The sequence below is a fragment of the Streptomyces sp. PsTaAH-137 genome, from assembly GCF_003259365.1.
Taxonomy (GTDB): Bacteria; Actinomycetota; Actinomycetes; order Streptomycetales; family Streptomycetaceae; genus Streptomyces.
In genome coordinates this window covers 85008-98045 of sequence record NZ_QLLY01000015.1, presented here as the reverse complement: position 1 = coordinate 98045, position 13038 = coordinate 85008, and the positions used below count along the sequence as shown (strand labels likewise).

The following is a 13038-nucleotide window of genomic DNA, read 5'->3' as shown; positions in this document are numbered from 1 at the left end:
GGATGGTACGGCCGGTCGCTCAGCCCTTTCCGGTGGGCACGCGCTCGGGGTGTGCCGCGTTCTCGGGAGCGTCGTCCAGCAGGTGCCGCAGCTTCTCCCCCTCCACGTCCACGTTCGGCAGCAGCCGGTCCAGGCGGCCGGGCAGCGCCCAGGCACGCCGGCCGAGCAGCGCCATGACCGCCGGGACGATGGTCATCCGCACCACGAACGCGTCGAGGAGGACGGCGGCGGCGAGACCGAGCCCCATGGACTTGATGATCGCCTGGTCGCTGAGGATGAACCCGGAGAACACCGCGATCATGATGACCGCCGCGGCGGTGACGACCCGGGCGCCGTGCCGGAATCCGGCGACGACCGCTTCCTGCGGCTCGGCCCCGTGGACGTACTCCTCCCTCATCCGGGTCACCAGGAAGACCTGGTAGTCCATGGCGAGCCCGAACACGACGCCGATCATGAAGATGGGCAGGATGCTGACGACCGGGCCCGTCTGGTCGACTCCGAAGACGTCCGCGAACCAGCCCTTCTGGAAGACCGCGACGACGACACCGAGGGTCGCGAGCACGCTCAGCAGGAAACCGGCGGCCGCCTTGAGCGGGACCAGGATCGAGCGGAACACCAGCATCAGCAGGATCAGCGCCAGGCCGACGACCACGCACAGGTACGGGACGAGGGCGCCGCTCAGCTTGTCGGAGATGTCGATGTTGAGCGCGGTGGTGCCGGTGACCATCAGTTCGGCGCCGGTGTCGTCCTGGAGCGCGGCGCCCCGGTCCCGGATGTCGGAGACCAGGTCGATGGTCTTCTCGCTGCTGGGCGAGGAGCCGGGCACGGCGCTGATGAGGGCGACGTCACCGCTCTGGTTGAAGGCCGCGGGGCTCACCGAGGCGACGTCGGGCAGGCTGTCGAGCAGGGCGACCGCGTCGTGGGCGGCGGCCTTGGGGTCGTCGCTGCCGCGGGCGTCGAGCACGACGGACAGCGGGCCGTTGTAGCCGGGGCCGAACCCGTCGCTGATGGTGTCGTACGCGATGCGCTGGGTGCTGCCGGGCGTGGCCGACTCGTCGCTGGGCATGCCGAGTTCGAGCGACAGGGCCGGGGCGGCGAGCAGCAGCAGTCCGGCCACCGAGGTCACCAGCACCTTCACCGGGTTGCGCAGGACGAACGTCGACCAGCGGACCCCCATCGGCTCGCGCTCGCCGCGCTGGACAGACCGCATCCTGCGGCTCGTGAGCTTCCCGTGCGCGATGCGGCCACCGGCGAAGCCGAGCAGCGCGGGCAGCAGGGTGAGCGCGATGATCACGGCGACGACCACGGCGAACGCGGCGCCGAGCCCGAGGTCGGTGAGCATCCCGATGCCGATGACGCTCAGCCCGGCCAGCGCGATGATCACGGTCAGTCCGGCGAACACCACCGCGGAGCCCGCCGTGCCCAGGGCCCGGCCCGCCGCTTCCTGCGGGTCGTGACCGTTCGTCAGCTCTCCCCGGTAGCGGGAGACGATGAACAGGGCGTAGTCGATGGCCACCGCCAGGCCGAGCATGAGGGCGAGGGTGCTGGTGCTGGAGCTGAGGTCCATGACCGCGCTCGCGAGGGTGATGGAGAGGATCGCGAGGCCGACGCCGAACAGCGCGGAGAGGAGCGGCAGGCCGGCCGCGACCAGGGAGCCGAAGGTGATGACCAGGACGACGGCGGCGATCAACAGGCCGAGCAGTTCGGTCGAGCTCTGCTCGGCCTGCGCGGCGACCGCCGAGCCGCCCATGCTGACGTGCAGGCCGGCCTGCTCGCCCTTGGCGGCGATGTCCTCCAGATCCGTGCGCGCCCGGTCGCTGACGTCGGCGTCCCCGACCGCGTACGTCACCTGCGCGTAGCCGATCGAGCCGTCCTCGCTGACGGTGCCGCTGCGGTACGGGTCGGCCACCGTCTTCACCTGGTGGGCCTCGCCGAGGTCGGCGACCAGCGCCTCGACCTCGGCCTTGTCGTCGCCCGCCGTCAGCTTCCCGCCGTCCGACGCCTCGAAGACCACCCGGGCCGTGGCACTGTCGGCCGACGCCTGCGGGAACTCCTCGTTCAGCAGGTCGAGGGCCTTCTGGGACTGCGTGCCCGGGATGCTGAAACTGTCCGTCGTGTTCCCGGAGGCCCCCGCGGCGCCGATCCCGACGACGGCCAGCACGGCGATCCAGAACATCAGGACGAGCCTTCGCCGCCGGAATGAGAACCGGCCCAGCCGGTAGAGGAACGTGGCCACGGAGAACTCCCGGAAGGCGTGCGAGATGACGGGACAGGGCCGCATCGCGACCCGGCCTCCACGCTAGGAACGCCGCACCGCGATCCCTTGGGCCTGTGGGGGTGAATCGTGCGGGAGCCGTAGTACCGGGGTGCCGGCCCGCTGTCCTCCCCAGGGTGTACGGACCGCGAGGCCCAACCGGTCCGGTGTCCTGTCCGTGTCGGCCCGCCGCCCTGTTCCGAGTTGTCATAGCGGCTGCACGCATACCCGCAGCCCCAACTATGTTGCCCCACCACATGTGCGCTTGACCTGCATGTTTCTACGGTGTGCCGACACCCACCCGTCCCCACCGCATTCGAGGAAGTGGCGCACATGGCCTCCGCAGCATCCGCTCCGCCAACCCCCAACAATCTCAAGCGCATCGTCGCCGCTTCCCTCATCGGCACCACGATCGAGTGGTACGACTTCTTCCTCTACGGCTCCGCCGCCGCGCTCGTGTTCAACAAGCTCTTCTTCCCGGATTCCGACCCGCTCGTCGGTACTCTGCTCTCCTTCCTCACGTACGCCGTCGGGTTCGCCGCCCGGCCCTTGGGTGCTCTGGTGTTCGGGCACTACGGTGACCGGCTCGGGCGCAAGAAGCTGCTGGTGATCAGCCTGTTGATGATGGGTGGCGCCACCTTCGCGATCGGGCTGCTGCCCACGCATGCCACGGTCGGATCGGCCGCGCCGGTGCTGTTGACCGCGCTGCGGCTGGTCCAGGGATTCGCGCTCGGCGGCGAGTGGGGCGGCGCGGTGCTGCTGGTGTCCGAGCACGGGGACGCCGAGCGCCGTGGGTTCTGGGCGTCCTGGCCGCAGACCGGCGCGCCGGCGGGCCAACTCCTCGCCACCGGTGTGCTGTCGGCACTCACCGCGCTGATGTCCGACGCCTCGTTCACCTCGTGGGGCTGGCGCATCCCGTTCCTGCTGTCCGGGGTGCTGGTCATGGTCGGGCTGTGGGTCCGTCTCTCCGTCGACGAATCGCCGGTGTTCAAGGACGCGTTGGCCCGCGCCGAGGCCCGCAAGGCCGCCGACGCCGAAGCGGTGGAGAAGATGCCGCTCGTCGCGGTGCTGCGTCACCACTGGCGCGACGTCCTCGTCGCCATCGGCGCCCGCATGGCCGAGAACATCAGTTACTACGTCATCACCGCCTTCATCCTCGTCTACGCCGTCCAGGCGGCCGACGTCTCCAAGCAGACCGCGCTCAACGCCGTCCTCATCGCGTCCGCCGTCCACTTCGCGGCGATCCCGGCCTGGGGCGCCCTGTCGGACCGGATCGGACGCCGGCCGGTGTATCTGCTGGGGGCCGCCGGAGTCGGCCTGTGGATGTTCCCGTTCTTCTCCCTCGTCGACACGGCGAGCTTCGGCAACCTGATCCTCGCGGTCACGGTCGGACTGGTCCTGCACGGCGCCATGTACGCCCCGCAGGCCGCGTTCTTCTCCGAGATGTTCGCCACGCGGATGCGCTACTCCGGCGCCTCCATCGGCGCGCAGTTCGCCTCGGTCGCGGCCGGTGCGCCGGCCCCGCTGATCGCCACGGCGCTGCTCGACAGCTCGGGTGAGTCCACGCTGATCTCGCTGTACGTGATCGCCGCCGCGGTCATCACCCTGATCGCCGTCGCCGTCGCCAAGGAGACCCGCCACCGCGACCTCGCCGACGTCGACGGGGCCGAGGGCACGGAGCGGATCGGGGCGCCCCGGTCGGCCGAGGAGCCGCACCGCGTCTGACAGCCGGTCCCGCTGACCCCGTACGCCCCGCCGGGCGTGCGGGGTCAGCGTATGTCCGGGCCCGACAGCCGGTGCAGCCGCAGCGCGAGCTGGATCTCCAGGGAGCGCTCGGGCGCCTGCCAGTCAGGGCCGAGCAGATGGCCGATCCGCTCCAGGCGCTGCGCCACCGTGTTCACATGGACGTGCAGGGCGTCCTTGGTGCGGGCGGGGCTCGATCCGGCCGCGAAGTAGGCGTCGAGGGTGCGGACCAGATCGGTGCCTCTGCGCGCGTCGTAGGTGACGACCTCGCCGATGGTGCGGGTCACGAAACCGGGGATGTCCCGGCTGTCGGCGAGCAGCAGTCCCAGGAATCCGAAGTCCTCGGCCGCCGCGCCCTCCCCCGCCCGGCCCAGGACCCGGAGCGCGTCGAGGCAGCGCCGCGCCTCGGCACAGGCGACGGCGGCCGTCTCGGTGCGGGTGGCCAGCCCGTCGACCGGCGAGGACGCGCCGACCGTGACCGTCTCGTGGATCGCCGCGGAGAGCCGCTTGGCGACCAGGGAGGCGACTGCGGAGGCCGTGTCGTCCGCGGCCAGCGGGAGCAGCAGCACCGTGCCGCCGTCCCGCGCGGCGGCCAGTCCGTGCCGGGTGGCCGCGAGATGCCCGGCGGCGGCCCCGAGCCGGCGGCGCGCGGCCGCCTCCTCCTCGGCGTCGTCCGCGACGGTCTCCAGGTGGGCCGCGAGCACCACGTGGGTGGCGTCCAGGTCGGCGTCGAGCCGGGAGGCCCGCTCGCGCAGGAGGCGCGGGTCCCGGTCGCGGGCATCGAGCAGGTCGTCCAACAGCTCGCCGCGGACGCGCTGTTCGGCCTCGGACGCGGAGCGCCGGGCGAGCAGCAGCAGTGAGGTGACCATGGCGGCGCGCTCCAGGGTGCGCTGGTCGACCGGGTCGAGCCCCGGATGGCCGCGCAGCACCAGGGCGCCGAGCAGCTCGCCGCCGGCGGCGACGGCCGCGACCCAGTCCTGGTCCCGGCGCACCGCGTGCCCTTCGGCGCGGGACGCCTCCAGAGCCTCCGCGGGGGCCGCCTCGGCGTCCGTGAACTCCACGGTGCCGTCCAGGACCTGGGAGACGGCGGCCGCCACGTCGTGCACGCCACCACCGCGCAGCACCAGCTCGGCGAGCCGGTCGTGCACGTCGGATGCGCGCTCGATGACTCCGCTGCGGTCGCGGATGATCTCGTTGGCCCGCTCCAGGCCGGCCAGCGCCTCACGGGTCTCGGTGAGCAGGTTGGCCGCGTCGATGGCAGCGGCCGCGAGCGCGGCGAAGGAGCCGAGCAGCGCGATCTCCTCACGCTCGAAGACCCGGGTCCTGCGGTCGGAGGCGAAGAGCACGCCGATCACCTGGGAGCCGAGCATGAGCGGCACGCCGAGGATGGCCTGGAGCCCTTCGTCCCCGACGCCGGCGTCGATGGTGCTGGTGTGCTGGAACCGGACGTCCTGCGCGTAGTTGTCCGTGACGTACGGGCGGGCGGTCTGGGCGACGAGGCCGCCGAGCCCCTCGCCCATGCCGAGCCGCAGCTGCTGGAAGCGTGCGGCGACCGAGCCCTCGGTGACGCGCATCCGGGTGTCGCCCCTGACCGGGTCGTTCAGCGTCAGGTACGCGACGTCCGTGCGCAGCAGGGAGCGGGCGCGCTGCACGATGGCCTGGAGGACGGCGTCGAGGTCGCGCAGTCCGGCCAGGTCGTGCGCGGTCTCGAACAGCGCGGACAGCTCGGCCTCGCGGCGCCGTCTGCCCTCCATCTCCTCGCGCACCCCGAGCGCGAGCCGCTTGGCGGCCTCCAGGGCCGCGATCCGGGCGGCCGGAGCGCCGTCGGCGCGCGCGAGCAGCACGGGCTGCTCGTAGGCGTCGGCGGACGCGCCCCGGGCGAGCAGCTCCAGGAACGGGGCCTGCGGGTCCCCGGCGTCCAGCGGGTCGGCGGCCGCGGCCGATGGTGGTTGAGGGTGCGACATGCTCAACAGGATTACCCGTCGTACGGCCGGCCCCGCCAGCCCTGTGGACAACTCGAACGATCACAGAACTGCGGCCACTCCTCAGAGTGACCGCAGAAGCCGTGAATAGCCTGAAAAGTGCGCAGTCACCGCGTCAGTGAGCTGTCCAGCCGCCGTCGAGGATCATCGACGTCCCGGTCATGAACGACGCCTGCGGCGAGCACAGATGAGCCACCGCCTCGGCGACCTCCTCCGGCTCGATGAGCCGCTTGAGCGCGCTGTCCCGCAGCATCACCTGGGTCAGCACCTGCTCCTCGGGGATGTCGTGCGCGGTGGCCTGGTCGGCGATCTGCCGTTCGACGAGCGGGGTGCGCACATAGCTCGGGTTCACGCAGTTCGAGGTGACACCGTGCGCGGCGCCCTCCAGCGCGACCGTCTTCGACAGCCCTTCGAGGCCGTGCTTGGCGGTGACGTAGGCGGACTTGTAGGCGGAGGCGCGCAGTCCGTGCACCGACGACACGTTCACGATGCGGCCCCAGTTCTGCCCGTACATGTGCGGGAGCGCGCCGCGGATCAGCCGGAACGGAGCCTCCACCATGAGGGTCAGCACGGTGTGGAACACGTCGGGCGGGAACTCCTCGACGGGGCGTACCAGTTGGATGCCCGCGTTGTTGACGAGGACGTCGGTGCCGGCCGCCGCGGCCTCGGCGGCGTCGAGGTCGGTCAGGTCCAGGACACGGGGTTCGATCCCCGGGGCCTCCTCGGCGAGCAGTTCGAGTCCGGCGGCGTCCCGGTCCACCGCGCGCACCTTGGCGCCCGCGGCGGCGAGGCGCAGGGCGCAGGCCCGGCCGATGCCGCCGGCGGCGCCGGTGACGAGTGCGGTGCGTCCGCCGAGGTCGAGGGGTACGGCGGAGGGGGCGATGGCAGGCGAGAGCGGGGTCATGGTCCGCACCCTAGGCAGTCCCCCGGCACGCCCCGATGTGGCCCGAACCCACACTTCACTGCTCAGGCATGGGTTCCGGCCACGTCAGACGGTGGTCGTACCGCCCGCGCCGCCCTCGAACCACGTGGGCCCCTCCTGCTCGGCCTGCTTGATCCTGAACGATCCGTGCTCGTCCAGGGGCGGCAGCGCGTCCAGGTCGAACCAGCCGACTTCAAGCGACTCGTCGTCGTTGACGCGGGCCTCACCGCCGGTGGCCCGGCACAGGAAAGTGATGTCCATGAACTGGCACTGATCGCCGTTGGGGTAGGTGATCGGGCTCTTCAGGGCCTGTACGAGGACGACGCGCTCGGCGACGCACTCGATCCCGGTCTCCTCGAACACCTCGCGCGTGGCGACGTCCGCGGGCTGCTCTCCCGGCTCGGCGATGCCCGCCGGCACGGCCCACCGGCCGGTGTCGGCACGGCGGCCGAGCAGCACCCGTCCCTGGTCGTCGAAGACGACGGCGGTGACGCCGGGCAGGTAGAGGAGCTGGTGGCCCGCCGTGGCACGGATGGCGCGGATGTATTCAGGGGTAGCCATGTGCGCGACCCTAACCGTTCGCCCGTCAGCCCTTCGATCGGGCCGTGGCACCGCGACCCTTGCGGGACCGGACGACCGCCCAGGCGAGACCGCCGACGCCGAGAGCGGTCAGCAGCGCCTCGGGCCAGACACCCGCGCGCGTGGCGAGCGTCTTGCTGGTCCGCTTGGGGACCTCGGCGAGCAGCGTGTCCGCCTCGAACATGCCGGTCTTCTGGGCGATCGACCCGTCGGGGCGGATGACAGCGCTGACGCCGCTGGTCACCGGGACCATCACGGCCCTGCCGTGCTCCACGGCGCGGACCCGGTCCATGGCGAGCTGCTGGTAGGTCATCTGGCTGCGCTCGAACGTGGCGTTGTTGCTCGGCACGGAAAGGATCTGGGCGCCCTCGTTCACCTGGTCGCGGACCACGTCGTCGAACGCGGCCTCGTAGCAGGTGACGTTGCCGACCTCGGTGCCCGACATGTCGAAGACGACGGCCTTGTCACCGGGGACGAAGTTGCCCGCCCGGTCGACGTCCTTGCTGAAGATCCGGAAGAAGCCGCGGTACGGCATGTACTCACCGAAGGGCTGCAGGTGCCGCTTGTTGTACGTGGCTCCGGGGCCGGTCTTGGGGTCCCAGAGGATGAGCTGGTTCCGCGCGTCACCGTTCTTGTCGGTGACGACGGCGCCCACCGAGATCGGGGCGCCGACCGCCTTGGCGGCCTTCTGGATCTCTTCGTAGGCGTCCATGTTCACGTACGGGTCGATGTCGGAGGAGTTCTCCGGCCACAGCACGAGGTCGGGCTTCTTCACGGTGCCCGCCTTGATCTTGGCGGCGAGCTTCATGGTCTCGCGGACGTGGTAGTCGAGCACGGCCCGCCGCTGGGCGTTGAAGTCGAGGCCCATGCGCGGCACGTTGCCCTGGATGAGCGCGACGCGGGCGGTGCCGGCCTCGGCGTCGTTCGAGACGAGCGGCATGGCGGCCGCTCCGGCGATCACCGGGGCGACGGCGCAGACGGCAGCGGCGACGATCCCGCGGTCGCGCAGCAGACGGCTGCCGCTGTTCTCGCGCTCCTTCTTGAGGCGGAGCACGCGCAGGACGAGCGCGCCCAGACCGAAGCCGCAGAGCACCACGCCGAAGCCGAGCAGCGGGGTGCCGCCGAGCGAGGCGAGCGGCAGGAACACGCCGCTGGGCTGCCCGAAGGCGACCTTGCCCCAGGGGAACCCGCCGAACGGGAACCGGGCGCGCAGCGCCTCGTCCGCGATCCACACACCGCTCGCCCAGAGCGGCCACAGTGGCAGCCGCGACACGTAGGCGATGCCCAGGCCCGCCAGGGCGAGGATCAGCGCCTCGGCGGCGGCGAGCGCCAGCCACGGCAGCGGGCCGACGTCCACGCCCGTCCAGGACAGCAGCGGCACCAGGTAGGCGAGCCCGAAGACGAGCCCGAGGCCGAATCCGGCCCGCAGCCGCCGTCCGTGCACGGCGATGCCGAACAGGGCGAACGCCACCGGGGCGAGCCACGGCAGTTCGCGCGGCGGGAAGGTGACGTACAGGAGGAGTCCGGCGATCGCCGCGAGGACGACGGGGACGAACCGGCGCAGGCCGGAGCGGCGCGCGGGCCGTGCGTCGGGCTCGTCGGACGGGGCGACGGGAGGTGCGGTGGCGGTCACCCGGGGAGTGTACGGCGCACGCCTGTACCGCTGGCCGGGCGGGCTTCGGCCCCTTGGAACGGCGGCCTCAGCAGATGCGCGGCAGCAGCTCCCAGGTCGGCATGTCGACAAGGCGTCCCGCGCCGACGAAGCCGACGGCGAGGAACACCACCTGGCGTCCGGGCAGCCGCGCCGCGATCCGGACAGCGTCCATCGGACTCTGGACGACGCACACGTCGGCGCCGCGGGCGCGCAGGGACAGCAGGTCGGTGGTGGAGCCGGGGACGCGCCGCATGTCGCCGAAGCCGGTGACACGGTACGGGGCATGGCGGCGATCGCCTTGGCCCGGTCGAGCGTCTCCAGCGGGGTGCCGCAGACCGGGCATCCGGGACCGCTAATCATGCGGATCCCGGCGGGCAGGACGGCGTCGATGCCCTGGCGGACCAGGGTGTGCCTCCGCCCGCCCCGCACTTCCGTGATCCGCCACGGCGGGTGGCTGTGGCCGTCAGCTCGGCAAGCAGTCGGCCGTGCCAGGACCGGATCGCGGTACTCCGCCCGGTACGTCATCAGTCGGCCGGTGCGGGTCCGGTGAAGTCCATGCGGATGTCGACGACTCCTTCGACGGCGCGCGCGAGGCGGGCCGCGACGGGCACCAGGTTGCGGTTGCGCAGGGTCCCGCCGAAGGTGACCACGCCGTCGGCCACGACGACAGTGATCTGTTCGTCGGGGAAGAGGTAAGCGGCGACGGTGTGCCGCACCTCCTCGGCGATCTCCTCATCGGGACGAAGGAACACTTTCAGCAGGTCGGAGCGGCTGACGATGCCTTCGAGGCTGCCCCCGGCGCCGACGACGGACAGTCGCTTCACCCTCCGGTGGGCCATGATGCGGGCGGCCTCGGCGAGGGTGGCGTCGGGGCGCACGCACACGGCGGGGCTGCTCATCAGCTCGCCGGCGCTGACCGCGCCCGCCTTGGCCAGGTCGGACAGACGGTGCAGTTGCTCGATCCGGTCGGGGTCGGCGTCGCGGAACTCCTCCTTGGGCAGCAGGTCGGCCTCGGAGACGACTCCGACGACGCGGCTCTCGCCCTCCAGGACCGGGACGGCGCCGACCTTCCACTGGTCCATGAGTTCGACGATGTCCTTGAAGAGGGCGTCGCGGCCGACGGCCACGACGGTGTGGGTCATGACGTCACTGACGATGTGCGGGCTGACGCTCACGGCAGCCTCCTCGGGGCCGGTGGGACTCGCTCGACGGTGAGGGTCGAGGAAGTGGGTGGAGCGGGAGATGCAGGGCGAGTCGGCGGAGGCCGTCACCGGAGGGCGGCGTGAAGGCGGCCGGCGACAGGGTGCTCATGGGCGTCACAGTTCCCTGGTGGACGGGAGGGGGTCGGCGCGGTCGAACCCGATGACGGGTCCGTCGCGGCAGAGCAGGACCGGTCCGAGCCGGCAGTGCCCGCAGTGGCCGGTGGCGCAGCGCATGGCGCGCTCCAGGGAGACCCGGATCCGGTCGGCGGGCACGCCGCGGTGGACGAGGTCGCGGGCGGTGCCCCGGATCATCGGTTCGGGTCCGCACACGAAGGCGGTGGTGCGGGCGGAGTCGAAGTGCGCGCCGTCGAGCAGCCGGGTGACGGGGCCGGTCTCGCCGCGCCAGTAGCGGTCCGAGTGGTCGACGGTGACGCCGGTGTACGCGGTGGGCCAACGCCGCGTCTCCACGCGGGAGATGAGATCGCCGGGGGTGCGGGCGCCGACGAGGACGTTGACGCGGCCGTAGAGGGACGGCTCGGCCACCGCGTGCCGCACGAGGGGGCGCAGCGGCGCGAGTCCGATCCCCACGGCGACCACGAGCACATCACGCCCGTACGCCTGCTCCGGGCCCCAGCCGGTGCCGAACGGTCCGCGCAGGCCGACGGTGTCGCCGATCCGCTTGCGGCACAGGGCGGCCGAGACCGGGCCGGCCTCGCGCACGGTGTGGGCGAGTCCGTGGCCGACGGTCGGCAGCGAGCTGACCGACACCGGGATCTCCCCCACGCCGAACGCGCAGACCATCGCGAACTGGCCCGGCGCGAACGGGGCCAGCGGGCGTCCGGCCGGTTCGAGGCGCAGGGTGACGGTGTCGTGCGTCTCGTCCCAGCGGTCGGACACCCGGTAGCCGACCGGCACCGGGCACGTCGTCATCGCGGGAATCCGCTGCCGTGCGGGGCGTACAGGTCCAGGAGGCGGACGCGGGCCGCGTGCAGCCGGTGGCTGAGCACCTCGCCGACCCAGTGGCCGACCTGGCGGCCCAGGTCTGCGTCGGCGTCGCACATGTCCCGCACCAGCGCGGCGTCGAACTCGTGGGCCCGCACCGGGCTCATCGTCTCCGCGCCGAGCTGCCACTGGTACGGCTCGAACAGCCAGGACCAGCCGACGAGTTCGCCGAATCCGAGGCTCTCGATCACGGCGGAACGGCGGCCGGGTACGTGCATGTCGAGGGCCACCGTGCCGGAGCGGATGATCCAGAAGCGGTCGGCGCGGCCGCCCTCCTCGAACAGGCGGGCTCCCTCGGGGATGTTCACCTGCCGTGCCACGCTCATCAGGCGGCCCCGGTGTGCGGCGGGGAGCGCCTGCCCCATCCTCGGGGTGGTCGTCGCGATCATCGTCCTGCCTCCTTCGCGAGCGCGGTGACTTCTTCGGTGATGCCGATGCCGACGGGGCACCAGGTGACGCAGCGGCCGCAGCCGGCACATCCCGGCGAGTCGAACTGGGCTGGCCAGGTGGAGAGTTGATGGGTGAGCCACCACTGGAAACGACTGCGCGCGGTGGCCCGTACGAGCCCCGCATGGTCATCTCCCCTCGTCCGCCGCGTCGGACCCTCACCTCCACCGTGGGCGTGCGGAGCGGGCCGCGGCAGGGGCCGACCGGTCCCTGCCGCGGCCCGGTCGCCTTCGGCGGCCCGCCGTCCGGCCCGATGGCGGCGGTCCCCGTTCGCCCGGGGCGGAACGTCCCCCGCGAGGGGCCGTCCACCGGCGCGCGGTGCCACAGTGGGAGCGGGCCGCGACGCCGTGCCGAGAGGTGGTGTTCGCCGTGGAGCTTCCTCTGGTCGTGGGGGTCGACGGATCGGAGTCGAGCCTGCGCGCGGTCGACTGGGCGGCCGACGAGGCGGGCCGCCACTCGTGCGCGCTGAGGCTGGTCCACGCGTCGCTGTGGGACCGCTACGAGCGAACCGATCCGGGGGCTCCCGGCGGGTGCGACGGCGCCGAGCGGCTCCTGGTCACGGCGTGCGGCCGCGCGCACGCCCGCCGCCCCGAGCTGCGGATCTCCACCGTGGTGCGGCCCGAGGAGGCCCCGAACGCCCTGCTGCACGCGGCCCGTAACGCGCGCGCCCTGGTCACCGGGGAGTGCGGGCGCGGCCCGGTGCGGGAACTGCTGCTCGGCTCGGTCAGCCTGACGGTCGCCGCACGCGCCGCCTGCCCCGTCATCGTGGTGCGCGGCGATCCGGTGGCCCTGGCCGGTGGGCACGAACGGATCCTGCTCGGCGTGGGCGAGACGGCCTCCGGCGGCTCCGCGCTCCGGTTCGCCTTCGAGGAAGCGGCGGCACGCGGATGTGTCCTCGACGCCGTACGCGCCTGGCGCTCACCCGCGTACGAGAAGGCCGCGGGGGAACAGGCCCGCCCTCAGCGGCAGCAGGCGGAACGGATGGTCGCCCTGGCGGTCCACGAGCCCTCCCGCGCGCACCCCGACGTGGTGGTGCGCACCGATGTGGTCGAGGGTCCGGCGCGGCGCGTCCTGATCGACCGGTCGGCCGCCGCCGATCTGCTGGTGGTCGGCGCCCGGCGGCGGCACGGTCACATCAGTCTGCAACTGGGCCGGGTGGGCCACGCGGTGCTGCACCATGCGCGATGTCCGGTGGCCGTCGTCCCCCGGCACGGCGACTGACCGGGATCCACAACCCTCCCCCCTCCGGAAGG

Annotated in this window: 11 protein-coding genes and 1 pseudogene; 2 read left to right on the top strand and 10 right to left on the bottom strand. The window is 72.5% G+C overall.

Features of this window, described 5'->3' with window-relative positions:
* Positions 1–19: 19 nt before the first annotated feature.
* Entirely contained in the window at positions 20–2236 is a 2217-nt protein-coding gene (locus K377_RS29265; protein ID WP_111666698.1) for an MMPL family transporter, read from the bottom strand.
* Between the two features lie 351 nt (positions 2237–2587).
* On the opposite strand from K377_RS29265, the gene K377_RS29260 reads away from it, so the two are divergent.
* A complete protein-coding gene (locus K377_RS29260) occupies positions 2588–3979 on the top strand; it encodes an MFS transporter (RefSeq protein ID WP_111666564.1) in 1392 nt (463 codons plus the stop codon).
* Between the two features lie 44 nt (positions 3980–4023).
* On the opposite strand, the gene K377_RS29255 is transcribed toward K377_RS29260, so the two are convergent.
* The 9 genes and pseudogenes from K377_RS29255 to K377_RS42875 form a co-directional block, all read right to left on the bottom strand.
* The gene (locus K377_RS29255; protein ID WP_111666563.1) at positions 4024–5961 is read right to left on the bottom strand and encodes a GAF domain-containing protein; all 1938 of its coding nucleotides are present in this window, start codon (positions 5959–5961) and stop codon (positions 4024–4026) included.
* Positions 5962–6094: 133 nt separating this feature from the next.
* Entirely contained in the window at positions 6095–6883 is a 789-nt protein-coding gene (locus tag K377_RS29250) for a 3-hydroxybutyrate dehydrogenase (protein WP_111666562.1), read from the bottom strand.
* Between the two features lie 84 nt (positions 6884–6967).
* Complete coding sequence (locus K377_RS29245) at positions 6968–7462, bottom strand: NUDIX domain-containing protein (RefSeq protein ID WP_111666561.1); 495 nt, start codon at positions 7460–7462, stop codon at positions 6968–6970.
* 25 nt (positions 7463–7487) lie between these two features.
* Positions 7488–9113 carry an apolipoprotein N-acyltransferase gene (gene lnt, locus K377_RS29240; RefSeq protein ID WP_111666560.1) on the bottom strand — a complete coding sequence of 542 codons (1626 nt, stop codon included), beginning with the start codon at positions 9111–9113 and terminating at the stop codon, positions 7488–7490.
* Between the two features lie 67 nt (positions 9114–9180).
* Positions 9181–9659, bottom strand: a pseudogene (locus K377_RS29235) (hypothetical protein).
* Positions 9659–10309: a CBS domain-containing protein gene (locus K377_RS29230; RefSeq protein WP_258395157.1), complete on the bottom strand. Its 651-nt coding sequence runs from the start codon at positions 10307–10309 to the stop codon at positions 9659–9661. The pseudogene K377_RS29235 and the gene K377_RS29230 overlap by 1 nt, the downstream one beginning before the upstream one ends.
* 141 nt (positions 10310–10450) lie before the next feature.
* The gene (locus K377_RS29225) at positions 10451–11266 is read right to left on the bottom strand and encodes an FAD/NAD(P)-binding protein (RefSeq protein WP_111666559.1); all 816 of its coding nucleotides are present in this window, start codon (positions 11264–11266) and stop codon (positions 10451–10453) included.
* Positions 11263–11727 carry a Crp/Fnr family transcriptional regulator gene (locus tag K377_RS29220; RefSeq protein ID WP_111666558.1) on the bottom strand — a complete coding sequence of 155 codons (465 nt, stop codon included), beginning with the start codon at positions 11725–11727 and terminating at the stop codon, positions 11263–11265. The genes K377_RS29225 and K377_RS29220 overlap by 4 nt, the downstream gene beginning before the upstream one ends.
* Positions 11724–12110, bottom strand: coding sequence for a 4Fe-4S dicluster domain-containing protein (locus tag K377_RS42875; protein WP_375605972.1), 387 nt, complete (start codon positions 12108–12110; stop codon positions 11724–11726). Before K377_RS42875 ends, K377_RS29220 begins: the two co-directional genes overlap by 4 nt.
* Before the next feature lie 44 nt (positions 12111–12154).
* On the opposite strand from K377_RS42875, the gene K377_RS29210 reads away from it, so the two are divergent.
* Entirely contained in the window at positions 12155–13006 is an 852-nt protein-coding gene (locus tag K377_RS29210) for a universal stress protein (RefSeq protein WP_111666696.1), read from the top strand.
* Positions 13007–13038: the final 32 nt, after the last annotated feature.